Source organism: Xanthomonas sp. AC360 (assembly GCF_979258225.1).
The window spans coordinates 2,532,593-2,553,163 of the sequence record NZ_OZ409846.1 but is presented as its reverse complement, the minus strand read 5'-3'; the positions used below and the strand labels follow the sequence as shown (position 1 = coordinate 2,553,163).

At 65.0% G+C, this 20,571-nt stretch carries 21 protein-coding genes and 1 other RNA gene; 15 read left to right on the top strand and 7 right to left on the bottom strand.

Going from position 1 to position 20,571, the window contains the following annotated elements:
- Positions 1–113 precede the first annotated feature (113 nt).
- Both pip and prmC read right to left on the bottom strand, forming a co-directional pair.
- Complete coding sequence (pip, locus tag ACZZ0O_RS10925) at positions 114–1,055, bottom strand: prolyl aminopeptidase (protein ID WP_115512442.1); 942 nt, start codon at positions 1,053–1,055, stop codon at positions 114–116.
- A gap of 135 nt (positions 1,056–1,190) precedes the next feature.
- The gene (prmC, locus tag ACZZ0O_RS10920) at positions 1,191–2,045 is read right to left on the bottom strand and encodes a peptide chain release factor N(5)-glutamine methyltransferase (protein WP_463590778.1); all 855 of its coding nucleotides are present in this window, start codon (positions 2,043–2,045) and stop codon (positions 1,191–1,193) included.
- Positions 2,046–2,248: 203 nt separating this feature from the next.
- Here prmC and ahpC point away from each other — a divergent pair, with 203 nt between their 5' ends.
- The 6 genes from ahpC (at position 2,249) to ACZZ0O_RS10890 (ending at position 8,470) form a co-directional block, all read left to right on the top strand.
- On the top strand, positions 2,249–2,812 hold the full coding sequence (ahpC, locus tag ACZZ0O_RS10915; RefSeq protein ID WP_011036070.1) for an alkyl hydroperoxide reductase subunit C: 564 nt from the start codon (positions 2,249–2,251) through the stop codon (positions 2,810–2,812).
- 190 nt (positions 2,813–3,002) lie between these two features.
- Complete coding sequence (gene ahpF, locus ACZZ0O_RS10910) at positions 3,003–4,595, top strand: alkyl hydroperoxide reductase subunit F (protein ID WP_463590777.1); 1,593 nt, start codon at positions 3,003–3,005, stop codon at positions 4,593–4,595.
- Positions 4,596–4,685: 90 nt separating this feature from the next.
- Positions 4,686–5,627, top strand: a complete 942-nt coding sequence (locus ACZZ0O_RS10905) for a LysR substrate-binding domain-containing protein (RefSeq protein WP_055851233.1) — start codon at positions 4,686–4,688, stop codon at positions 5,625–5,627.
- Positions 5,628–6,024: 397 nt separating this feature from the next.
- Entirely contained in the window at positions 6,025–6,465 is a 441-nt protein-coding gene (rnk, locus tag ACZZ0O_RS10900; RefSeq protein WP_055851460.1) for a nucleoside diphosphate kinase regulator, read from the top strand.
- A 51-nt stretch (positions 6,466–6,516) separates the two neighbouring features.
- Positions 6,517–7,485, top strand: a complete 969-nt coding sequence (gene tal, locus ACZZ0O_RS10895) for a transaldolase (RefSeq protein WP_463590776.1) — start codon at positions 6,517–6,519, stop codon at positions 7,483–7,485.
- Between the two features lie 415 nt (positions 7,486–7,900).
- The gene (locus ACZZ0O_RS10890; protein WP_055851227.1) at positions 7,901–8,470 is read left to right on the top strand and encodes a type 1 glutamine amidotransferase family protein; all 570 of its coding nucleotides are present in this window, start codon (positions 7,901–7,903) and stop codon (positions 8,468–8,470) included.
- 314 nt (positions 8,471–8,784) lie between these two features.
- Here the strand turns inward: ACZZ0O_RS10890 and msrA are convergent, their stop codons facing one another.
- On the bottom strand, positions 8,785–9,435 hold the full coding sequence (gene msrA / locus ACZZ0O_RS10885) for a peptide-methionine (S)-S-oxide reductase MsrA (RefSeq protein WP_463590775.1): 651 nt from the start codon (positions 9,433–9,435) through the stop codon (positions 8,785–8,787).
- Positions 9,436–9,531: 96 nt separating this feature from the next.
- Positions 9,532–10,047, bottom strand: coding sequence for an SgcJ/EcaC family oxidoreductase (locus ACZZ0O_RS10880; RefSeq protein WP_323521732.1), 516 nt, complete (start codon positions 10,045–10,047; stop codon positions 9,532–9,534).
- A 124-nt stretch (positions 10,048–10,171) separates the two neighbouring features.
- Here ACZZ0O_RS10880 and ACZZ0O_RS10875 point away from each other — a divergent pair, with 124 nt between their 5' ends.
- The 3 genes from ACZZ0O_RS10875 to ACZZ0O_RS10865 are packed head-to-tail and all read left to right on the top strand — an operon-like array spanning position 10,172 to position 13,247.
- Positions 10,172–10,879: a helix-turn-helix transcriptional regulator gene (locus tag ACZZ0O_RS10875; RefSeq protein ID WP_463590774.1), complete on the top strand. Its 708-nt coding sequence runs from the start codon at positions 10,172–10,174 to the stop codon at positions 10,877–10,879.
- Positions 10,876–12,786 carry an ATP-binding protein gene (locus ACZZ0O_RS10870; RefSeq protein WP_055851218.1) on the top strand — a complete coding sequence of 637 codons (1,911 nt, stop codon included), beginning with the start codon at positions 10,876–10,878 and terminating at the stop codon, positions 12,784–12,786. The genes ACZZ0O_RS10875 and ACZZ0O_RS10870 overlap by 4 nt, the downstream gene beginning before the upstream one ends.
- Positions 12,783–13,247, top strand: a complete 465-nt coding sequence (locus tag ACZZ0O_RS10865) for a response regulator (RefSeq protein WP_055851215.1) — start codon at positions 12,783–12,785, stop codon at positions 13,245–13,247. Before ACZZ0O_RS10870 ends, ACZZ0O_RS10865 begins: the two co-directional genes overlap by 4 nt.
- Positions 13,248–13,398: 151 nt before the next feature.
- Here the strand turns inward: ACZZ0O_RS10865 and ACZZ0O_RS10860 are convergent, their stop codons facing one another.
- Together ACZZ0O_RS10860 and ACZZ0O_RS10855 are read right to left on the bottom strand one after the other, a co-directional pair.
- Positions 13,399–13,629, bottom strand: coding sequence for a putative signal transducing protein (locus ACZZ0O_RS10860; protein WP_055851211.1), 231 nt, complete (start codon positions 13,627–13,629; stop codon positions 13,399–13,401).
- Positions 13,629–14,270 carry a glutathione S-transferase family protein gene (locus ACZZ0O_RS10855; protein WP_463590773.1) on the bottom strand — a complete coding sequence of 214 codons (642 nt, stop codon included), beginning with the start codon at positions 14,268–14,270 and terminating at the stop codon, positions 13,629–13,631. The genes ACZZ0O_RS10860 and ACZZ0O_RS10855 overlap by 1 nt, the downstream gene beginning before the upstream one ends.
- Before the next feature lie 310 nt (positions 14,271–14,580).
- Here ACZZ0O_RS10855 and ACZZ0O_RS10850 point away from each other — a divergent pair, with 310 nt between their 5' ends.
- Positions 14,581–16,320, top strand: a complete 1,740-nt coding sequence (locus tag ACZZ0O_RS10850) for a glutamine--tRNA ligase/YqeY domain fusion protein (RefSeq protein ID WP_463590772.1) — start codon at positions 14,581–14,583, stop codon at positions 16,318–16,320.
- 59 nt (positions 16,321–16,379) lie between these two features.
- Here ACZZ0O_RS10850 and ACZZ0O_RS10845 read toward each other — a convergent pair.
- Positions 16,380–16,456, bottom strand: a non-coding RNA gene (locus ACZZ0O_RS10845) — sX9 sRNA.
- 376 nt (positions 16,457–16,832) lie between these two features.
- Here ACZZ0O_RS10845 and ACZZ0O_RS10840 point away from each other — a divergent pair.
- From ACZZ0O_RS10840 to rlmM, 5 genes are all read left to right on the top strand, one after another.
- Complete coding sequence (locus ACZZ0O_RS10840) at positions 16,833–17,762, top strand: DMT family transporter (protein ID WP_463590771.1); 930 nt, start codon at positions 16,833–16,835, stop codon at positions 17,760–17,762.
- A gap of 60 nt (positions 17,763–17,822) precedes the next feature.
- Positions 17,823–18,062 (top strand): hypothetical protein, encoded by a 240-nt coding sequence (locus ACZZ0O_RS10835; protein ID WP_055851202.1) that lies wholly within the window; start codon positions 17,823–17,825, stop codon positions 18,060–18,062.
- Positions 18,063–18,327: 265 nt separating this feature from the next.
- Positions 18,328–18,696: a hypothetical protein gene (locus ACZZ0O_RS10830; RefSeq protein ID WP_463590770.1), complete on the top strand. Its 369-nt coding sequence runs from the start codon at positions 18,328–18,330 to the stop codon at positions 18,694–18,696.
- Between the two features lie 24 nt (positions 18,697–18,720).
- Complete coding sequence (locus tag ACZZ0O_RS10825) at positions 18,721–19,281, top strand: nucleoside deaminase (protein WP_055851196.1); 561 nt, start codon at positions 18,721–18,723, stop codon at positions 19,279–19,281.
- A 21-nt stretch (positions 19,282–19,302) separates the two neighbouring features.
- Positions 19,303–20,346 carry a 23S rRNA (cytidine(2498)-2'-O)-methyltransferase RlmM gene (gene rlmM / locus ACZZ0O_RS10820; RefSeq protein ID WP_323515171.1) on the top strand — a complete coding sequence of 348 codons (1,044 nt, stop codon included), beginning with the start codon at positions 19,303–19,305 and terminating at the stop codon, positions 20,344–20,346.
- Positions 20,347–20,571: the final 225 nt, after the last annotated feature.

The following is a 20,571-nucleotide window of genomic DNA, read 5'->3' as shown; positions in this document are numbered from 1 at the left end:
GCCTGCGCGCGAGGAAGCGTTATCGATAACGCCTCATCGCGCGCAGGCACGCTCCTACGGGTCATGCACCAGCGTGAGCTGGCACATCACTCGCCTGCGCCCGACCGGCTCGCTCAGGCAAACCCGTCGGTCGCGCGCACCAGTGCATCGACATTTTCCGGCTCGAAGGCCGAATGCCCCGACGCCGGGCTGATCTGCAGCTGCGCCTTCGGCCACGCCTTGTGCAGATCCCAGGCGCTTTGCAGTGGGCACACCACATCGTAGCGGCCATGCACGATCACCCCGGGGATGTCGGCAATGCGGTGCGCATCGCGCAACAACTGGCCTTCCACCTCGAAGAAGCCCTTGTTGACGAAGTAGTGGTTTTCGATACGTGCGAAGGCCAACGCAAAGTGCGCGTCCTCATGCCCGGTGACGAAGTCTTCGTCCACATGCAGAAAGCTGGTGGCGCCTTCCCACACGCTCCAGGCCTTGGCGGCGGCCAGGCGCGTGGCCTCGTCGTCGCTGGTCAGGCGGCGATGGAAGGCAGCGACCAGATCGCCGCGTTCGTCGGCCGGGATGGCGTTGATGTAGTGCTCCCATGCATCCGGGAACAGCCGGCTGGCGCCTTCCTGATAGAACCAGTCCAGCTCGAAACGACGCAGCAAAAAGATGCCGCGCAGCACCAGTTCGGTGACCTGCTGCGGGTGGGTTTGCGCATACGCCAAAGCCAGCGTCGAGCCCCAGCTGCCGCCGAACACCTGCCAGCGGTCGATGCCCAACTGCGTGCGCAAGCGCTCGATGTCGGCGACCAGATCCCAGGTGGTGTTGTCGGTGAGATCGGCATGCGGGGTGGACCGCCCGGAGCCGCGCTGATCGAACAGCACGATGCGGTACTTGGCCGGGTCGTGGAAGCGCCGCATCTTGTCGTTGCAGCCGCCGCCCGGGCCGCCGTGCAGCATCACCACCGGTTTGCCCTGCGGATTGCCGCACTGTTCGAAATACAGCGTGTGGCGGTCGTCGACCTTCAGGCTGCCCTGCTCGTAGGGCGTGATCTCGGGATAGAGCGTGCGCATGCGTCGGTCCTGGGCGAAAACCCGCATTGTAGCGATCGACGATGGAGCCAACGGCTGCGTCTTCCCGTGGCGAGGTGTGACTGCGCATGCCGGCGCGCAATGACTGCACCGTCGGCGACGTTGCACCAGCCAGCACTACCGCGTCGTGCCCTCCTCCCAGCAGCCCAACGTCACCCGATCGCGCTGTTCCAGATCCTGATGCGTGGCCACCTGCGCAAACCCGCGCGTGCGCAGCAACTCGGCCACGGCCGGGCCCTGATCCCAGCCATGCTCGAGCAGCAGCCAGCCGCCTGCGCGCAGATGTGCGGGCGCATCGGCCACGATCGAACGAATGTCATCCAGCCCGTCGCTGCCGGAGGCCAGTGCACTGGCCGGCTCGTAACGCAGATCGCCCTGCGCAAGATGTGGGTCGCCGGCTGCGATATACGGCGGGTTGCTGGCGATCAGATCGAAGCGCTCGCCGGCCAGTGGTACGAACCAGCTGCCCTGCCGGCATTCCACGTTCGATAGGCGGTGGCTGTCGGCGTTGCGCTGGGCGATGGCGAGCGCGGCCGCGCTGGCGTCGGTGGCGATCACCTGCGCCTGCGGCCGCTCGCTGGCGATCGCCAGCGCGATCGCGCCGCTACCGGTACCCAGATCGGCCACGCGCCGGCCGGGCGCCTGGTCCAGACGCTCCAGCGCCAGCTCGACCAACGCTTCGGTGTCGGCACGCGGAATCAGCGTGGCCGTGGAGACGGACAGGTCCAGGGTCCAGAACCCGCGCGAACCGGTCAGGTAGGCCACCGGCTCGCCAGCCTGCCGCCGCTGCACCAAGGCGTCGAAGGCCTGCGCGATGGTCGGCGGCACCGGGTCGCGGCCGTGCGCGAACAGCCAGGCGCGGTCGCGGCCGAGTGCATGCAGCAGCAGCGGCTCGGCATCGGCACGCTCGATCCGCAGCGCAGCCTGCCGCAGCAGCTGTTCGGCGGGGATGCCTGCAGGATCGTCGCTCATACGGATCATTCACTCATGCGAAACATCGGCCGACCATTATCGGAGATGGAACGGCCCACCCGCAGCGCCAGATGCCGTCTGCAATATCGATAGCCAAAACCTATCTATGCAATTCCATTAATCGATTTGAGAAATCTATCGATCCTGCCTACCATGACGGCTGTTCCATCCCCTGCCCCCCTTTCATCGCACGAGGAAACTCAATGTCTCTCATCAACACCCAGGTCCAGCCGTTCAAGGCGAATGCGTACCACAACGGCAACTTCATCGAAGTCACCGAGGCCAGCCTGAAGGGCAAGTGGTCGGTGCTGATCTTCATGCCCGCCGCATTCACCTTCAATTGCCCGACCGAAGTGGAAGACGCCGCCGACAACTATGCCGCGTTCCAGAAGGCTGGCGCCGAGGTGTACATCGTCACCACCGACACGCACTTCTCGCACAAGGTGTGGCACGAGACCTCGCCGGCCGTTGGCAAGGCGCAGTTCCCGCTGATCGGCGACCCGGCCCACAAGCTGACCCGCGCCTTCGGCGTGCACATTGAAGAAGAAGGCCTGGCTCTGCGCGGCACCTTCATCATCAACCCGGAAGGCGTGATCAAGACCCTGGAAATCCACGACAACTCGATCGCCCGCGACGTCACCGAGACGCTGCGCAAGCTGACCGCAGCGCAGTTCGTGGCCAACAATCCTGGCCAGGTCTGCCCGGCCAAGTGGAAGGAAGGCGCCAAGACCCTGGCTCCGTCGCTGGACCTGGTCGGCAAGATCTAAGCCGCCGCGCATCCCTGGCCCGGTTCATCGGGCCGGGGGTGAACCGGAGCCGGTGCCGGGCTGCCCGCCAGCCATCGCCAGCACGCATCCCGACCTCGCGCCGGCTGCGGTTCACCTCCTTCCTTCCCCGGCGACCTGCCTTTCGGCAGCGACGCCACGCCCTCCCCTTGCCCATTCCCAGGAGTTTTCCATGTTGGATGCCAATCTCAAGACCCAGCTGACTGCCTACCTGGAACGGGTCACGCGCCCGATCCAGATCCACGCATCGATCGACGACAGCGACGGCTCGCGCGAAATGCTCGACCTGCTCGAAGACCTGGTGCTGCTGTCGGACAAGATCAGCCTGGACGTCCACCGCGATGACAACCAGCGCAAGCCCTCGTTCGCGCTGAACACGCCGGGCCAGGACATCTCGCTGCGCTTTGCCGGCCTGCCGATGGGCCACGAGTTCACCTCGCTGGTGCTGGCGCTGCTGCAGGTGGGCGGTCACCCGTCCAAGGCTGCCGCCGAGCTGATCGAGCAGGTGCAGCATCTGGATGGCGACTACCAGTTTGAAACCTATTTCTCGCTGTCGTGCCAGAACTGCCCGGACGTGGTGCAGGCACTGAATCTGGCGGCCGTGCTCAACCCGCGCATCAAGCATGTCGCCATCGATGGCGCATGGTTCCAGGACGAGGTCGAAACCCGCCAGATCATGTCGGTGCCCACCGTCTACTTGAACGGCGAGCTGTTCGACCAGGGCCGCATGACGCTGGAGCAGATCGTCGCCAAGCTCGACACCAATGCCGCAAAGCGCGATGCCGCCAAGATCGCTGCCAAGGACGCCTTCGACGTGTTGGTGATCGGCGGTGGCCCGGCCGGCGCGGCAGCAGCGGTGTATGCCGCGCGCAAGGGTATCCGCACCGGTGTGGCCGCCGAGCGTTTCGGTGGGCAGGTGCTGGACACCATGTCGATCGAAAACTTCATCTCCGTGCCGGAAACCGAAGGCCCGAAGATGGCGGCCGCGCTCGAACAGCACGTGCGTCAGTACGATGTGGACATCATGAATCTGCAGCGCGCCGAGCAGCTGATCCCGGCCGGTGCCGATGGCCTGGTCGAGATCAAGCTGGCCAATGGCGCTTCACTCAAGAGCAAGACCGTGATCCTGTCCACCGGTGCGCGCTGGAGGCAGATGAACGTGCCGGGCGAAGATCAATACAAGAACAAGGGCGTGGCCTATTGCCCGCACTGCGATGGTCCGTTGTTCAAGGGCAAGCGCGTTGCGGTGATCGGTGGCGGCAACTCGGGTGTGGAAGCGGCGATCGACCTGGCCGGCATCGTGGCGCATGTCACCCTGGTGGAGTTCGACGACAAGCTGCGTGCCGATGAGGTACTGCAGCGCAAGCTACGCAGCCTGCACAACGTGCGCATCATCACCAGCGCACAGACCACCGAAGTGCTGGGCGACGGGCAAAAGGTCACCGGCCTGGTCTACAAGGACCGCACCGGCGGCGACAGCCAGCACATCGATCTGGAAGGCGTGTTCGTGCAGATCGGCCTGCTGCCCAATACCGAGTTCCTGCGTGGCACGGTCGAGCTGTCGCCGCGCGGCGAGATCATCGTCGACGACCGTGGCCAGACCAGCGTGCCGGGCGTGTTTGCGGCAGGCGATGCCACCACGGTGCCGTACAAGCAGATCGTGATCGCGATGGGCGAAGGCTCCAAGGCCGCACTGAGCGCATTCGATCACCTGATCCGCTCCAGCGCACCGGTCAGCGCCGAAAACGTTGCGCAGGCCGCATAAGCGCAACGACAGCCATCGCCCGGCCACGCCGGGCGCTAAGCTGCATCACGCGTCAGTCGTTAACCGTCACCGCCTTGAGGGCTGCTGCACATGAATCTGCGTGACTTGAAGTATCTGGTAGCCCTGGCCGACCACAAGCATTTCGGCCGCGCCGCGACGGCGTGTTTCGTCAGTCAACCGACGCTGTCCACCCAGATCAAGAAACTCGAGGACGAGCTGGGTGTGCCGCTGGTAGAGCGCGCACCGCGCAAGGTGATGCTGACGCCGGCCGGCCGCGAAGCGGCGATGCGCGCACGCGGCATCGTTGCCGAAGTGGAACAGATGAAGGAAGCCGCGCGGCGCAGCCAGGATCCGGAAGCGGGCACCGTGCGGCTGGGTATCTTCCCCACGCTGGCGCCCTATTTGTTGCCGCATGTGGTGCCGCGCATCCGCGAGCGGTTTCCGCGGCTGGAGCTGCTGTTGATCGAAGAAAAAAGCGACCGACTGATGCACCAGTTGCGCGAAGGCCGCCTGGATGCGGCGCTGCTGGCGCTGCCGTTGCAGGACGACCAGCTGCATGCGGAATTCTTGTTCGAAGAACCCTTTGTGCTGGCAGTGCCGGAAGGCCATCCGCTGTCGCGCCACGACAGCATGACGCTGGACGATCTGTCCGAACAACGCCTGTTGTTGCTGGAAGACGGCCACTGCCTGCGCGAACAGGCGCTGGATGTCTGCCATCTGGCCGGCGCGCTGGAAAAGTCGGAATTCCAGGCCACCAGCCTGGAAACCCTGCGTCAGATGGTCGCTGCCAATGTCGGCGTCACCCTGCTACCGCTCCTGGCAGTCAAACCGCCGGTCGCCCGCTCGGAAAACATCCGCCTGATTCGCTTCCGCGAAGACAAGCAACCCAGCCGTCGCATTGCCATGGCGTGGCGTCGCAGCTCGGCCATGACCGCCTTCCTGGAGCAGCTGTCGCAGTTGTTCAAGGAATTGCCGGAGAGTCTGTTTACGCTGGATCAGCCTGCGACAGGCCCCAAGGCGGTGGCGGCTTAGGGAATCGGGAATCGGGAATCGGGAATCGCAAAAGCGTTTCATGGCTGTGGTCGCTTTGCGCGACAGTCGTAGACAACAAACATCGGCGGCGCGCAAGCGGCGCCTTTTGTTTTTTCCAGCTGGTGTTTTTCTTCGGCTGCAGATTCATCGGTGTAGCCACTCCGTCTGGCTTACCTGGGCAGGCATTTGATCCTGCCATCTGCGCCCTTACAACTTTCTTGCAGCGCTCGCTTGATCGCCTCGTTAACGAAAGTGACCTGAAAAAAGAACCGCGTCGGCCTGACCCAAGTCGCCGCACGTTTCCTCCAGGCAGCATGTGTTGGGATCGGCCAACGGCGCCCTCATCTTGTCGGTGCCGCTTGCCATGTTGGCGAGCCGTATTCGTCAGGAGAGTGCCATGACTTCCCAACACCACAGCGGCTTGCCGCCATCCATCCTTGTTTCCAGCCACGACCTCGCCCGGCTTGAGGCCTTGCTCGATTCCCCCGCCTTCAACAAGCATCCCGCCGCCACTGCGCTGAGCGACGAACTGGGCCGCGCACGTGTGCTGCCGCCCGACCAGATTCCCGGCGATGTCGTCACCATGCACTCGCGCATCGAATGCGAAGACCAGCTGCACGGCGAACGGCATACGCTCACCCTTGTGTACCCGCATGAAGCCGATGTCCAGCACAGCCGCATCTCGGTGCTCGCGCCGGTGGGCAGTGCGCTGCTTGGCCTGTCGGTCGGCCAGAGCATCGACTGGCGCACGCCTGACGGGCGCGACCTGCGCCTGCGCGTGACCGCCGTGCACGATCAACCCGCAGCCGCGGGCGACTTCCAGCGCGCGGCGCGCTAACGTAGCGCGCTGCGTCATCCCCGACCCGTTCCACGATTCGAGAGAACCCGCATGACTGCATCCCCCTCCAAGCTTGCCCAACTGCGCGACCTGTCTGTCGTTGTTGCCGACACCGGCGATTACGACGCCATCAAGCGACTGAAGCCGGTCGACTGCACCACCAATCCCACCCTGGTCAAGAAGGCGCTGGACCTGCCGGTCTATGCCGATCTGATCGAGCGCGAACTGGCCTGGGGCCGTGAGCACGGCGGCGACGATCGCACCGCCACCATCCACGAGGTTGCCGACCGTCTGACCATCGGCGTGGGCGTCAAGCTGGCCGAACTGGTGCCGGGGCGCGTGTCTACCGAAGTGGACGCCGACCTGGCTCACGACACCGAGGCCACCATCGCCAAGGCGCGCAAGTTCATTGCGATGTACGCCGAGCGTGGCGTGTCCAAGGACAAGATCCTGATCAAGATCGCAGCGACCTGGGAAGGCATCGAAGCCGCCCGTCAGCTGCAACGCGAAGGCATCGACTGCAACCTCACGCTGATCTTCAACCACTCGCAGGCGCTGGCCTGCGCGGAAGCCGGCGTGTTCCTGATCTCCCCGTTCGTGGGCCGCATCCTGGATTACTACGTCGCCCAGGGGCAGACCCCGGCCAACATCGATGAAGACCCGGGCGTGGTGTTCGTGCGCACCGTCTACAACGAGTTCAAGCGACGCGGCTCGTCGACCGTGGTGATGGGCGCCTCGTTCCGTTCCACCGCGCAGATTGAAGCGCTGGCCGGCTGCGACCGCCTGACCATCTCGCCGGATCTGCTGGAAAAGCTCGACGCCGAACACGGCGAGTTGCCGCGCAAGCTCTCCCCGGCCAAAGCCGAAACCGTGCAGATCACGCCGATCGATAGCGACAGTTTCGCCACCGACCTGGCGGCCGACCCCATGACCACCGAAAAGCTGGCCGGCGGCATCGACACCTTCGCCAAGGATCTTCAGGCCCTGCGCAAGACCATCGCCGACAAGCTGGCCGGCTGATCGTCTCAACCTACAAGTGCGATCACCAACGCCCGCAGCCGATGCTGCGGGCGTTGTCGTTTCCGGGGTTGCAGCGGCAGTCGCACCGGGGCGTGGAATCCCGGTCGGACACAACCGCCCGCGTATCCGATACAACACCCGCAAGTCGATGTCGCTGCGTCGTGCACCTCTCTGGCGCTGGCCCACGCTGTCTATTGAGGTAAAGCAGGTAACGCGACGGATCTGATCGACACTGCGTGCCTCGCACAGCGTTGCCATCCTCCGCCGCCCCGCGCATCTGTCAAGCAAGCTCCGTTCGAGCAGCCGATGGACCAGGCCGCGATACCGCCCGCCCCCTGCGCGTCTGCACACCTTGCTTACAATCGCCGCGCGTGCACTGCCTAGAATCCAGAGACCTCAACTGGTGTAGCGGACAATGGCAAACATTGCAGTGGTGATGGTCGATGGTGTGGCCGATTGGGAAATCGGTGTGGTGCTGCCAGCGGCGCGCGAGTGGTTTGGCGATCAGGTAGCCATTGCCAGCATCGATGGTCAGCCGGTGCAGTCCATCGGCGGGCTGCGGATCGCTCCGGAATTCGCGCTCTCTGATCTGGCGCCGCTGGACGCGGACCTGTGGATCCTGCCCGGCAGCGAGCGCTGGCAGGCAGGCGAAATCCCCGGCTTAAGCGGTCTCTTGGTGGAGCGCGTGCAACACCAGCGCCCGGTCGCGGCGATCTGCGGCGCCACCATCGCTTTGGCCTATGCCGGCCTGCTCGACGACCGCGCGCATACCAGCAACGCGCTGGCGTTTTTGCAGGAACATGTGGTGCCCTATGCCGGGGCCGCGCAGTATCGCCATGAGAAAGTCGTCACCGCTGACGGCGTCATCACCGCACCCGGCACCAGCCCGGTCGGCTTTGCGCTAGCCTGCATGCGTCTGCTGCATCCCGAACGCACCGATACGCTTGCGCAGCTGCGCGGCATGTTTGCCGGCGAATTCGTCTGAACCAACGGATACAAGCACGCCCAGCGCATTGCACTCACTGAATGCCGTGGTTCACCGCACCGATCATTGCACCGATTGGCTGCAATGATCCGCTGGGCCAGTTCGTCTAGCAGCCACACACGGCGACGGCAGCGCGTCTTGCGCACGCCGCACAAAAAAAGATGGCTACGTCGTCTCCGACGTAGCCATTCAAGTTGCCTGGCATGCACTCCCATGCGCTGCCTGATCGTGATAACGCTGCCGGTCACTATTGGCCATCGGCGCGCTGCCACGATCACGTGGTTGACAGCGCTTCAATCCGGCCTGCCTTTCCGTCAGGCATCCAGCCCGATCGGGCAGCTCACTCCCGTGCCGCCAAGCCCGCAATAGCCATTGGGGTGCTTGGCGAGATACTGCTGGTGATCGTCTTCGGCGTAGTAGAACGTGGGCGCCGGGAAACGGATCTCTGTGGTGATTGCGCCATACCCTGCGGCATCCAGCTGCTGCTGATAGGCGTCGCGGCTGGCAAGTGCCGCGTCGTATTGCGCTTGCGTCGTGCAATAGATGGCCGAACGGTATTGCGTGCCGACATCGTTGCCTTGCTGCATGCCCTGGGTGGGGTCATGGCTTTCCCAGAACGTGCGCAGCAACTGCGCGAACGACACCGACGCTTCGTCGTACACCACCAACACCGCTTCGGTATGGCCGGTCTGTCCGGAGCACACTTCCGCGTAGGTCGCATTGGGTGTCTCGCCGCCCGCATAGCCCACTGCGGTGGTGTACACCCCCGGTGCGCTCCAGAACTTGCGTTCCGCGCCCCAGAAGCAACCAAGCCCGAATTGCACCTGGGCCAGGCCGGTAAATTCCCCGCGCAACGGGTGACCGTTGATCAGGTGCGTGTTGTGTAGCGGCAGCGCTTGCTCGCGTCCTGGCAGTGCATCGCCCGGACGTGGCATACGTTGTTTAAAGGCGCCGATTCCCAGCATGGTGCAACTCCGCAATCGTGAGGATTGCCTGCTGGATGGCGCCGGCCGCAGCAGCTTTCAAGCCTGCCCGACCGGCGCTCGCCGCCGATGCAGCGCTTACTTGGCCTTGGCGACCGCCGCACGCGTATCGACTTCCGGCATCGCCGAGCTGTGGTGGTTGATGATCAACCACTTGCCGTCGCGCTTCTCGTAGACGAAGGTGTAGCGCGCCTGCACGTCGCTCTTCTTGCCGCTCTTGTCGGTCAGCGTGAAGGTGTAGACGCCGGCATCCACCGCGCTGTCGTCATCGAGCACACGCACGGTGCGGTAATTGATCACGCCCTTGGGCTTTTTGGTCAGGAACAGTTCGAAGTAGTTTTCGATCTGCTCGCGCGAGGCGCGCACTTCGTTGGAGACCGTCGGCAGCAGCACGCCGTCCGGCGCGTACAGATCGGCCACCTTGTGCGGGTTGCCTGTCGCCAGCGCGGCATTCCAGGTGTCGAACAGCGCAGCGACTTCGCGCTCTTCGCCGCCAGCCGGCAGTGCGGCCTTGTCTGCGTAGTGCATCACACCGCCGGCCAGCGCCGGGGTGGCAGCCAGAGCCAGAACCAAAGAGAACAGGGTGCGGCGCATGGAAAATCTCCGTTAGGTTGTTGTGGGTGCCTCATCGGGCAAGCTCAGTATCGAAATCAAACACCCCCAACAATTCTGCCGATTGGCATATACTCAAATATGCTGATCGGCCTAGAACGAACCTATGGAAGCCCCTACCAATGCTGGCGATTGGCGCCTGACCTTGCGGCGCGAGGCCTCAGACAGCGCACGTTGGCAGGCGCTCTTGGAGGCGGCCGTGGCCCTGCGTCAGGCCCACACTCCGGAGCAAGCCTGCGATGCAGTACTGAGCCGCGTGCTGCTGTTGCTGGGCCTGGAGCACGGCGCCGTGCTGGCGCAGCGCGGGCCGCGCGCGCAGGTGCTTGCCAGCCGCGGGCGGGCACTGCCGCCCGGCGCCAGTGCGGCCGGCGACGGTCACGAAGCCGCCTGGCTGATGCCGCCGCGCCCAAGCGACATGCGCGAAGCCAAAGTACCGATCCATGCCCTGGGCGCCACCCACGGCATGCTGTGCGTGGCCTGGACCGACAGCCGCACTGCGCCCGGCAACGATGACGTGCAGGCGCTGCAGGCCTTCGCACTGTTGCTGCCGGCAATGGTGGCCGAACCGGCCAAGCCGATCGCCACGCGTCGGCGCAAACCCCAGCAGGACGACCGCCTCAGTGCGCTGAGCAAACGCGAGAAACAGGTCTTGTCGCTGCTGCCGCGCGGACTCACCAATGCCACGCTGGCAGCTGAACTGGGGATTTCTCCCGGCACGGTAAAAGTGCATGTGGAGCGAATCCTGCAGAAACTTGAGGTAAAAGATCGCACCCAGGCCGCGGTGTACGCGGTCCATGCCGGACTCGCGCTATGAATGCATTGGCAGTGCGTTGGAACGATTGGCCAATCACCCGTAAAAGTCTGGCGGTAGTGACCCTGCCGCTGCTGTTGCTGGCCGTGGCGCTGATGGCGATCTACAGCGTGGAGCGGCAGAACATCGCCGCCGAAAACGATGTGCGCCAGACACTGGAAGTGTTGAGCGACCTGTACGAAGCACATGCGCTATTGGCCGAAACCGCAGCCGGTGTGCGCGGCTATCGCCTGGTGCGCCGCGATGAATTCCTCACCCCGTACCGCGATGCCGAACCGCGGTTGCAACGCGTGGCCGAACGACTCTCGCAACGCATCACTGACCCGGTGCAGGCGCAGCGATTTGCGCGCATCAAGCCGCTATTTGCGGAAAAAATGCAGGGTTGGCGTCGTTTGCTGGCACCGGACCTGAGCCGCGAAGAAGAGATCCGTCAGCTCTGGGACGGCAAGTACAAGCTCGACATCCTGCGTGCGGAACTGCGCGAGTTACGCAATTACGAAACCGCGCAGTTGCAAGTGCGCACCGCCAAGGCGCAAGGGCTGCGCCAGCGCAATCTGATCATCACCCTGAGCGCGGCCATGCTCGGCGGCCTGGGCGCAGTGTTTGCGGTGGCGTGGTTCGCCTCGGCCTTGTCCGGGCGGCTGCGCACGCTGGCGGCCAACGCCGACCGACTGGGCGAAGGCCTGCCGCTGGCACCGCAACCGCGCGCCGGCGATGAGTTGGGCCAGGTCGGCCAGCGGCTGGCGCAGGCCAGCGAACTGTTGGCCGCACGCGCGGCCGAAGCGCAACTGGCACGGCGCGATGCAGAAACCGCCAACCGCGCGAAAACCGAATTTCTCTCGCGCAGCAGCCATGAACTGCGTACGCCGCTCAACGCAATTCTGGGCTATGCGCAGGTGCTGGAAATGGACCTGCCCGAACCGGGCCACCGCCGCCATCTGCAGCACATTCTTGGCGCCGGCCGGCACTTACTGGGGCTGATCACCGAGTTGCTGGACATCGCGCGGATCGAAGCCGATCAACTGGATCTCAGCCCGGAACCCATTTCGGTGCGCGCTGCCGTGCACGAAGCGCTGGGCCTGATCGCGCCGGATGCCGACAAGTACGGCATTGCATTGCAACCGGCCGCCATCGAGGGGCCGTGGACGGTCCGCGCAGACGCGCAGCGGCTGCGTCAGGTGCTGCTCAATCTGCTGTCGAACGCGGTCAAGTTCAATCGCCCCGGCGGCCAGGTGCAGGTCACCGCACAGGCAGATGGCGAACAACTGCGCATCACCGTGGCCGATCAGGGCACGGGGCTGACGCCTGCGCAGATCGAGCGCTTGTTTACGCCGTTCGAGCGACTGGGCGCCGAGCGATCGGCCGTGGAAGGGACTGGTCTGGGCCTGGCACTGAGCAAGCGCCTGATCGAGGCGATGGGTGGGCAGATTGGCGTGGACAGCAGCCGCGATGGCGCACGCTTCTGGATCTCGCTACCGCAAGGCGAGCCGCAGCCCAACGAGCCAGCACGCATCCTGCTGCCGCCCAGCACCAGCGGCAGCGCGGTGTGCCGGCTGCTGAGCATCGAGGACAACCCGTCCAACCAGGCGCTGATCCGCACCCTCACCGAGCGTCGCCCGCAATGGCACTTGCTCGAAGCCGCCAGCCTGGCGCAGGCGCGCGAGTTGTTGCAGCAGGGCGTGCCGGATCTGATCCTGCTGGATCTGCACCTGAGCGACGGCAACGGCGAGGAGCTGTTGCGCGAGTTGCAAGCGCAGCCGGCCACGGCGCAGGTGCCGGTGGTGGTGATCAGCGCCGATGCCACCACCGCCACCCTGGCGCGCGTCGGCAATCAGGGCGTGCGTGCGTATCTGACCAAACCGCTCGACGTGGCGGAATTCTTCACCGTGATCGACAGGCTGCTGGCATGACACGCGACGAAATCCTGGGCTCCCGCATCCTCATCGTCGACGACGAGCCGGCCAATGTGCGGCTGCTCGAAGACCTGCTGCAGCGCGAAGGCTTCCAGCAGGTCATCGCCACCACCGATCCACTGCGGGTCATGGGGCTGGTGTCGGCGTTCGCGCCGGACCTGATCCTGCTGGATCTGAAGATGCCCGAGCTAGACGGCTACGCGCTGCTGGAACAGCTGGCGCGGCTGTCCGATCCGGGGCATTTCTTGCCGGTGATCGTGCTCACCGCCGACCCCAGCCGCAGCGCGCGCCACCGCGCCCTGGGCCTGGGCGCCAAGGACTTCTTGACCAAGCCGCTGGACACCTTCGAAGTCGCGCTACGGGTCTGGAACGTGGCCGAAACCACGGTGCTGTTCAAACGCCTGCGCGCGCTGGCCGCGCCAGAGGCCGCGCCGCCAGGATGGCGTCAGTCGGAATGATGGGTGCGCGTCGTAGGAGCGCACCTGGGCGCGACCGGGCTTTGCCGATAACGCCCGAGCAGGAGCGCACCTGGGCGCGATGAAGTTTTGTCGATAAACGCCACGTCGCGCCCAGGTGCGCTCCTACGGGTGGCGCTGCGCTGCTTCAACGCTATAGCGCGCGGGTGACTTCGCCGCACAGGCCGATGTCGGCCAGCACCGCCTGCGCCTGACTCAGCTGCAGGTCGGCCACGCACACCTGCAGCACGCCGAAGGCCGGCAATTCGCCGGCGCCGCCCAGCAGCGATTCGCCGAACACGAAGGCGGTGATGCCGGCATCTTCCAGCGCGTGCTTGGCCAGATGCGCATCGATGATGTGACTGGCGCGATAGGCGATCTGCATCAGCCGCGCTCCGCGCGTTCGCGTTCTGCGCCGTTGCGCCATTCGCGTAGCGCCGGCAGCGCATCCAGGGCGGCCAGGTAATCGCCAGCGGCCTCGAACAGCGGTACGCCATAGCTGGCAAAACGCAGCGCCACCGGGGCGTACATCGCATCGACGATGCCGAATTCGCCGCACAGGAAGTTGCCGGCATGGCCGTGCTCGGCGCGCAGGCTGGCCCACAGGGCCTGGATGCGGGTGATGTCGCGCTCGGCCGCTGCATCCCACTGCGCCGGGCCGGGCGGACGGGCCAGATCCATCGGCAGCTGCGTGCGCAACGCGGCAAAGCCCGAATGCATTTCGGCCGCAGCCGCGCGCGCCTGGGCCCGCACCGCCAGATCCGCCGGCCAGCCGCGGCCGTCGAGCCAGCGCTCGTTGATGTATTCGCAAATCGCCAGCGAGTCCCAGACATGCAGGGTGTCGTCCCACAGCACCGGCACCCTGCGAGTGGGCGAATAACCGGCGATGCGCGTCTGGAACTGCGGCGTGTCCAGCGGCAGGCAGACTTCCTCGAACGGCACCTGGAAATGCCGCAATAGCAGCCACGGCCGCAACGACCAGGAAGACAGGGTTTTGTCGCCGATCACCAGACGGGGCAAGGGCATGCGCAGCTCGCTGCAGAGGGTCGGCGCAGCGTACGCGTCGGGGCCGGCCACCGCCAGCCGTGGCCGATCGGGCGCTGCCAGCGCCCTTCACGCACGCTTGCGATGGCACCACCGCCTGCCGCCGCTTCCTTCGATAACGCCTTGAGACTGGCCCTTGACCATTGGATGTCGCTGCTGGCCGGGCGCGCGGAGCCCACTGACGGTGCCGACGGCGGTAAAAACATCGCAAAAGGCGCCGCACTGCCCCACCGCCTACCCCTAACCGGTGCCACCGCCTAAACTTGCGGTTTACTTATTGCCGATGCCCCGCATGTCCGAGATTCCAGCCACCGACGCCACCGCCCCGGCGGAGAAGAAAGACTTCATCCGCCAGATCGTTCGCGAGGACCTGGCCAGCGGCAAGCACACGGTCATCCGCACCCGCTTCCCGCCCGAGCCCAATGGCTACCTGCACATCGGCCACGCCAAGGCGATCTGCCTGGACTTCGGCCTGGCAGCCGAGTTCGGCGGGCTATGCAATCTGCGCCTGGACGACACCAATCCGGCCAAGGAAGACCCCGAGTTTGCGGCCGCCATCCAGGACGACGTGCGCTGGCTGGGCTACGAATGGGCGCAGCTGCGCCACGCGTCGGACTACTTCGATGTGTATTACCTGGCTGCGCAGAAGCTGATCCGCGACGGCCATGCGTTCGTTTGCGATCTGAGTGCAGAGCAGGTGCGCGAATACCGCGGCACCTTGACCGAGCCGGGCCGCAATTCGCCGTACCGCGAGCGCAGCGTCGAAGAAAACCTGGACCTGTTCGGCCGCATGCGCGCCGGCGAATTCCCCGATGGCGCACGCACGCTGCGCGCCAAGATCGACATGGCCAGCGGCAATATCAATCTGCGCGACCCGGCGCTGTACCGCATCAAGCATGTGGAGCATCAGAACACCGGCAACGCCTGGCCGATCTATCCGATGTACGACTTTGCGCATTCGCTGGGCGATGCGGTGGAAGGCATCACCCACTCGCTGTGCACGCTGGAATTCGAAGACCACCGCCCGCTGTACGACTGGTGCGTGGACAAGGTGGACCTGGCCGGGCATCCGGCGCTGCTGCAGCCGCTGCTGGACAAGGGCCTGCCGCGCGAAGCCGCCAAGCCGCGTCAGATCGAGTTTTCGCGCCTCAACATCAACTACACGGTGATGAGCAAGCGCAAGCTCACCGCGCTGGTGGAAGAACAGTTGGTGGATGGCTGGGACGACCCACGCATGTACACGCTGCAGGGCCTGCGTCGTCGCGGCTATACGCCGGCGGCGATGCGCCTGTTTGTGGACCGTGTGGGCATCAGCAAGCAGAACTCGCTGATCGATTTCTCGGTACTGGAAGGCTGCCTGCGCGAAGATCTGGATACCACCGCAGCGCGCCGCATGGCGGTGATCGACCCGCTCAAGCTGGTGCTGACCAACCTGCCCGACGGCCATACCGAGACACTGCAGTTTTCCAATCATCCCAAGGACGAGAGCTTCGGCACACGTGAGGTGCCGTTCGCACGCGAGCTGTGGATCGATCGCGAAGATTTTGCCGAAGTCCCGCCCAAGGGCTGGAAGCGGTTGGTGCCGGGCGGCGAAATCCGTCTGCGTGGCGCCGGCATCGCGCGCGTGGATGAGGTGATCAAGAACGACGCCGGGCAGATCATCGAGCTGCGCGGCTGGCTGGATCCGGAATCGCGCCCCGGCATGGAAGGTGCGAACCGCAAGGTCAAGGGCACCATCCATTGGGTCAGCGCGGTGCATGCGGTGGAAGCGGAAATCCGCCTGTACGACCGTCTGTTTTCGGTGGAGAAACCCGACGACGAATCCGAAGGCAAGACCTACCGCGACTATCTCAACCCCGAGTCCAAGCGCAGCGTGCGCGGCTATGTGGAACCGTCGGCGACGCAGGCGGCACCGGAGCAGGCGTTCCAGTTCGAACGCACCGGTTACTTTGTTGCCGACCGCCGCGATCACAGCGCGGCCACGCCGGTGTTCAACCGCAGCGTGACCTTGCGCGATACCTGGGCCAAGTAAGTGCGGCAACCACTACGGCGATGCTTGCGGCAACGCAGGCGTCGCTGAGTGGTTGGAGCGGCCAATAAAACGTAGCGAGCAATCGTGAAGTGGGTGCGGACGGCGCACTCAGAGGCGGTATGTACGAGTGGTCTATGCCGCACCGGCCACCGGCCTCACTCGCCTGGCGTCTGCACAGGAGTGTTGCTAGCTGCTCTTGATGTGCGCATGCAAGCGTTCACCCACGTTGTTCGAACAACCAGCGTGCGGCCATCCGGCTGCTGATCGCTGCGGTGTCGTAGTCGCAATGCCCACCCGTGCACGCGGCGGCCAATCGTCCGGCGCGACGCCGGCAATCGAACGATCGCTGAGGGAATGCCAGATCGCATAGGGCACGCTGTTTACGGGCGCACCGCTTTGACGGCTTCATCGCGACACAGCCATCTCAGGGCGGCAAGCATGCGTGATCGGCGAGCTTGATCAACGCCGCGCTGCACTGCACGCTGCAGTGGATGGCATGAAGGAGACGCACGATGCGTGAGCGCATGATGATGGGCGTCGCCTGCGGCATCGGTGCGGGCGCGTTGTGGGGACTGGTGTTTCTGGCACCGCAGTTGTTGTCGGCGTTTACCCCGCTGCAATTGGCGGTGGCGCGCTACCTGTCGTATGGCGCGGTCGCCGCGCTGGTGCTGGCACCGCGTGCACGACAAACCGCCGCCCGGTTGGGCCGCGCCGAGTGGTGGGCGCTGGTTCGTCTGAGCCTGATGGGCAATCTGATTTATTACGTCTTGCTGGGCAGCGCCGTGCAGTGGGCCGGTAGCGCGGCCACGGCGCTGATCATCGGGTTGCTGCCGGTGGTGGTCACCATCATCGGCACGCGCGCTGCCGGCGCGGTGCAACTGCGGCGGCTTGCCGCGCCGTGCGCGCTGTGCGTCATCGGCGTGGCGCTGGTCGCGCTGGACACCGTGCAGGACGACTCCGGGCAACAGGCGAGCGACCGTCTCACCCGCATTGCCGGCTTGCTGTGCGCGGTCGGTGCACTGGTCTCGTGGTCGGCGTATTCGATCGCCAATGCGCGCTGGTTGCGTCGCCGTCCCGACCTCTCCGGTGGCGACTGGTCGCTGCTGACCGGTGTTGTCACCGGCGCACTGGCCGCGTTGCTGGCGCCGGCGGCGATGATTGGCAGCGCAGCGCATGCAACGATCGATTGGGCAAGTTTTTGGGGTGTTTCGCTGCTGCTGGGCATCCTGGCATCGGTGATCGGCAATGCCTTATGGAACCGCGCCAGCCGCGTGCTGCCACTGACCCTGGTCGGGCAGATGATCGTGTTCGAAACCGTGTTTGCGCTGCTCTACGGGTTTGCCTGGGAAATGCGCCTGCCCACGTCACTGGAGCTGGCAGCGATCGCCTGCCTGCTGGTCGGCGTGCTGTGGTGCGCAGCGCTGCATGCGGAAGCGAATTGACGCAACCGGCCTGCGCGCGCATCGGCCTAGATTGCACGCTGTCTTCAATGGAACGCCACCATGTGCCTCCCACGACAAGGCAAGCGAGCGCTCTACGGAGCGGTCTTTTCACTTTCGATCGGCTTGGCGGGCTGCTCGCAGCCGCAGCAAACCGTACAAGCGGTCACTCCGGCCGACGTGCTGTGCATGTTCGTCCCCAACCCGCCCGACGCCGAGCTGCCCAACGCCGACCGCGATGAAAGCATGCAGCAGTTAGCGCTTGCCAACCGTTGCAGCTCTGCGCTGCGCCGGCGCCGATGATGAGGTCGCAAAAACCGGCAGTCCCCACCAGCGAATGGCGATTGCCTGTGACGGCGCCCGCCACTGCGATGACCAACGCGCGTTCCACCACTGCACATCGGCGCGCGCTTCTACGGCCGGCTCGCTCGCGCGCGCGTCGTGACCGGCAAATGGCGCAGTGCGTCACCCGGCCGGGCACTCTGCGATGCGTCAGGTGTCATACGGACCACATTCGCGGCGGCCAGGGCTTACCATGAAACTCACTTACCGTGATCGGAGCAGCCACATGTCCCGTGCCTTGTCCTGGTGTCTGAGCAGTCTGTTCCTGATCGCATCCCTGGTTCTGATGGGCTGTGTGACTGCCCCGCCCACCGAAGCTGCAACCCGTCCGGTGGTGTCGCCGATCAAGCTCGCCCAGGTGAATACCACCTGCCGCACCGATGCCGACTGCATGGTCAAGGACGTGGGCAGCTGTTGCGGCAAGTTGCCGGCCTGCGTCAACGTCAACAGCCCCACCAACCCCAAGGCCGTTGCGGCGCAATGCCAGGCTAGCGGGATGGTGGGTGTCTGCGGCTTCCGCCCGATCGACGCCTGCCAGTGCGTTTCCGGCCAATGTGCCGCAACGCGGGCAACGACCGATACACTGAGACCTTGATTCGTCTCAGCAACCGGTCCACTGATGCTCTACGCGCAAGTCCACCTCACCCTGCCCGCCTGGATTCATGAGTTTGTAGACGCCAGCCGCGCCTATCCCGGCGACGACGACAAGGTGGCGCTGGCCATCGCGCTGTCGCGGATGAACGTGGAAGCGCGCAGCGGCGGCCCGTTTGGCGCTGTCGTGTTCGGCCCGGATCATCACATCATCGCGGCTGCGGTCAACCGCGTGGTGCCGCAAAATACCTCGCTGGCGCATGCAGAGAACATGGCCTACATGCTCGCGCAGCAGCGCCTGCAGACGCCACGCTTGAACGACGTGCTGTCGCCGGTAACGCTGGCCACTTCTGCGCAGCCATGTTGCCAGTGCTATGGCGCCACGGTTTGGGCCGGTATCGACCGCCTGTTGATCGGCGCACGCGCCGAAGACGTGATGGCACTGACCGAATTCGATGAAGGCCCGCTGCCTGCCGACTGGGTGGGCGAGCTCACCCGCCGCGGCATCGAGGTGGTCCGCGATGTGCAACGCGAACAGGCCTGTGCGGTGCTGCGTAGCTACGGCGAGGGCGGCGGTGATCATTATTGACCTGTCCTTGCGAGCACTGCGATGAGCGGGCTGCTGTGTTATTGCCGCCAAGGCTTCGAGCCGGAACTGGCGGCCGAACTGAGTGCGCGCGCCGCGTTCGTCGGCATCGCCGGCTATGCGCGTACGCAGCGCAACGATGGCTATGTGCTGTTCGTCTGCGATGAGGCAGCGCAACTGGCTGCAAAGCTGCACTGGCGCGAGTTGATCTTCGCGCGACAGAAACTGGTGGTACTGGCGGAACTCAAGGGCATCGACCCCAAAGACCGCATCACCCCGATCCTGGCCGCACTGGAAGGGCAGGCGCGCTTTGGCGATTTGTGGGTGGAGCACCCGGATTCGGACGCTGGCAAACCGCTGGCGGGCCTGGCGCGCAGCTTCGGCAATGCGTTGCGCCCGGCACTGCGCAAGGCCGGCCTGCTCACCGACAAGCCGCAACCGCGACTGCCGCGCTTGCATGTGTGTTTTCTCGATGGCGACCACGCACTGCTGGCGGTAGCCGATGCCGACGACAGTGCGCCGTGGCCACTGGGCATTCCGCGCCTGAAGTTGCTGCCGGAAGCGCCATCGCGCTCGGCACTGAAGCTCGACGAAGCGCTGCTCACCCTGCTCACGCCCGAGGAACGCGAGCGTCTGGTCAAACCCGGCATGCGCGCGGCCGATCTGGGCGCCGCTCCCGGCGGCTGGACCTGGGTACTCACCCGCCAGCATGTGCATGTGACCAGCGTCGACAACGGCCCGCTACGCGAGCATGTGTTGGAAACCGGGCTGGTCGAACATCTGCGCGCCGACGGCTTTCACTGGAAGCCGGCGCAACCGCTCGACTGGATGGTCTGCGACATGGTCGAGCAACCGCGCCGCGTGGCCGAACGCATGGCCACCTGGGTACGCGAAGGCTGGTGCCGCCACACCATCTTCAACCTCAAACTGCCGATGAAAAAGCGCTGGGACGAGACGCGCCTGTGCCTGGACCTGTTCGAACAGCAGGCCGAAAAATCGCTGACCGTGCGTGCCAAGCAGCTGTATCACGATCGCGAAGAGATCACCGTGCTTGCGATGCGTGACTGAGCTGAGCTGAGCTGAGCTGAGCTGAGCTGGGATTGGGGAGTCGGGATTGGGGAGTGGTAGAAGCGGTTGGGCGGCGCGTTGTTTGCACGTGTTAGCCGTAGATTCCGGCAGTTATTGCGCAGTGAGCACTGCCTTTGTGATGCTCCTGCAGACGCTGGAGCAGATGCGGGGACACAGGAGTTCGAGACTCGGGATTCGTAGAAGCGTTTGATCGGCGCGTTGCCG

Excerpts from the sequence above, each read along its gene's own strand:
- ACZZ0O_RS10850 (WP_463590772.1), top strand. The coding sequence starts at position 14,581 with ATGTCCGAGATTCCAGCCACCGACGCCACCGCCCCGGCGGAGAAGAAA.
- msrA (WP_463590775.1), bottom strand. The coding sequence starts at position 9,435 with ATGCTGGGAATCGGCGCCTTTAAACAACGTATGCCACGTCCGGGCGAT.
- ahpF (WP_463590777.1), top strand. The coding sequence starts at position 3,003 with ATGTTGGATGCCAATCTCAAGACCCAGCTGACTGCCTACCTGGAACGG.
- ACZZ0O_RS10840 (WP_463590771.1), top strand. The coding sequence starts at position 16,833 with ATGCGTGAGCGCATGATGATGGGCGTCGCCTGCGGCATCGGTGCGGGC.
- ACZZ0O_RS10890 (WP_055851227.1), top strand. The coding sequence starts at position 7,901 with ATGGCAAACATTGCAGTGGTGATGGTCGATGGTGTGGCCGATTGGGAA.
- rnk (WP_055851460.1), top strand. The coding sequence starts at position 6,025 with ATGACTTCCCAACACCACAGCGGCTTGCCGCCATCCATCCTTGTTTCC.
- prmC (WP_463590778.1), bottom strand. The coding sequence starts at position 2,045 with ATGAGCGACGATCCTGCAGGCATCCCCGCCGAACAGCTGCTGCGGCAG.
- rlmM (WP_323515171.1), top strand. The coding sequence starts at position 19,303 with ATGAGCGGGCTGCTGTGTTATTGCCGCCAAGGCTTCGAGCCGGAACTG.
- ACZZ0O_RS10855 (WP_463590773.1), bottom strand. The coding sequence starts at position 14,270 with ATGCCCTTGCCCCGTCTGGTGATCGGCGACAAAACCCTGTCTTCCTGG.
- pip (WP_115512442.1), bottom strand. The coding sequence starts at position 1,055 with ATGCGCACGCTCTATCCCGAGATCACGCCCTACGAGCAGGGCAGCCTG.
- ahpC (WP_011036070.1), top strand. The coding sequence starts at position 2,249 with ATGTCTCTCATCAACACCCAGGTCCAGCCGTTCAAGGCGAATGCGTAC.
- ACZZ0O_RS10905 (WP_055851233.1), top strand. The coding sequence starts at position 4,686 with ATGAATCTGCGTGACTTGAAGTATCTGGTAGCCCTGGCCGACCACAAG.
- ACZZ0O_RS10825 (WP_055851196.1), top strand. The coding sequence starts at position 18,721 with ATGCTCTACGCGCAAGTCCACCTCACCCTGCCCGCCTGGATTCATGAG.
- ACZZ0O_RS10880 (WP_323521732.1), bottom strand. The coding sequence starts at position 10,047 with ATGCGCCGCACCCTGTTCTCTTTGGTTCTGGCTCTGGCTGCCACCCCG.
- ACZZ0O_RS10860 (WP_055851211.1), bottom strand. The coding sequence starts at position 13,629 with ATGCAGATCGCCTATCGCGCCAGTCACATCATCGATGCGCATCTGGCC.
- tal (WP_463590776.1), top strand. The coding sequence starts at position 6,517 with ATGACTGCATCCCCCTCCAAGCTTGCCCAACTGCGCGACCTGTCTGTC.
- ACZZ0O_RS10865 (WP_055851215.1), top strand. The coding sequence starts at position 12,783 with ATGACACGCGACGAAATCCTGGGCTCCCGCATCCTCATCGTCGACGAC.
- ACZZ0O_RS10870 (WP_055851218.1), top strand. The coding sequence starts at position 10,876 with ATGAATGCATTGGCAGTGCGTTGGAACGATTGGCCAATCACCCGTAAA.
- ACZZ0O_RS10835 (WP_055851202.1), top strand. The coding sequence starts at position 17,823 with ATGTGCCTCCCACGACAAGGCAAGCGAGCGCTCTACGGAGCGGTCTTT.
- ACZZ0O_RS10875 (WP_463590774.1), top strand. The coding sequence starts at position 10,172 with ATGGAAGCCCCTACCAATGCTGGCGATTGGCGCCTGACCTTGCGGCGC.
- ACZZ0O_RS10830 (WP_463590770.1), top strand. The coding sequence starts at position 18,328 with ATGTCCCGTGCCTTGTCCTGGTGTCTGAGCAGTCTGTTCCTGATCGCA.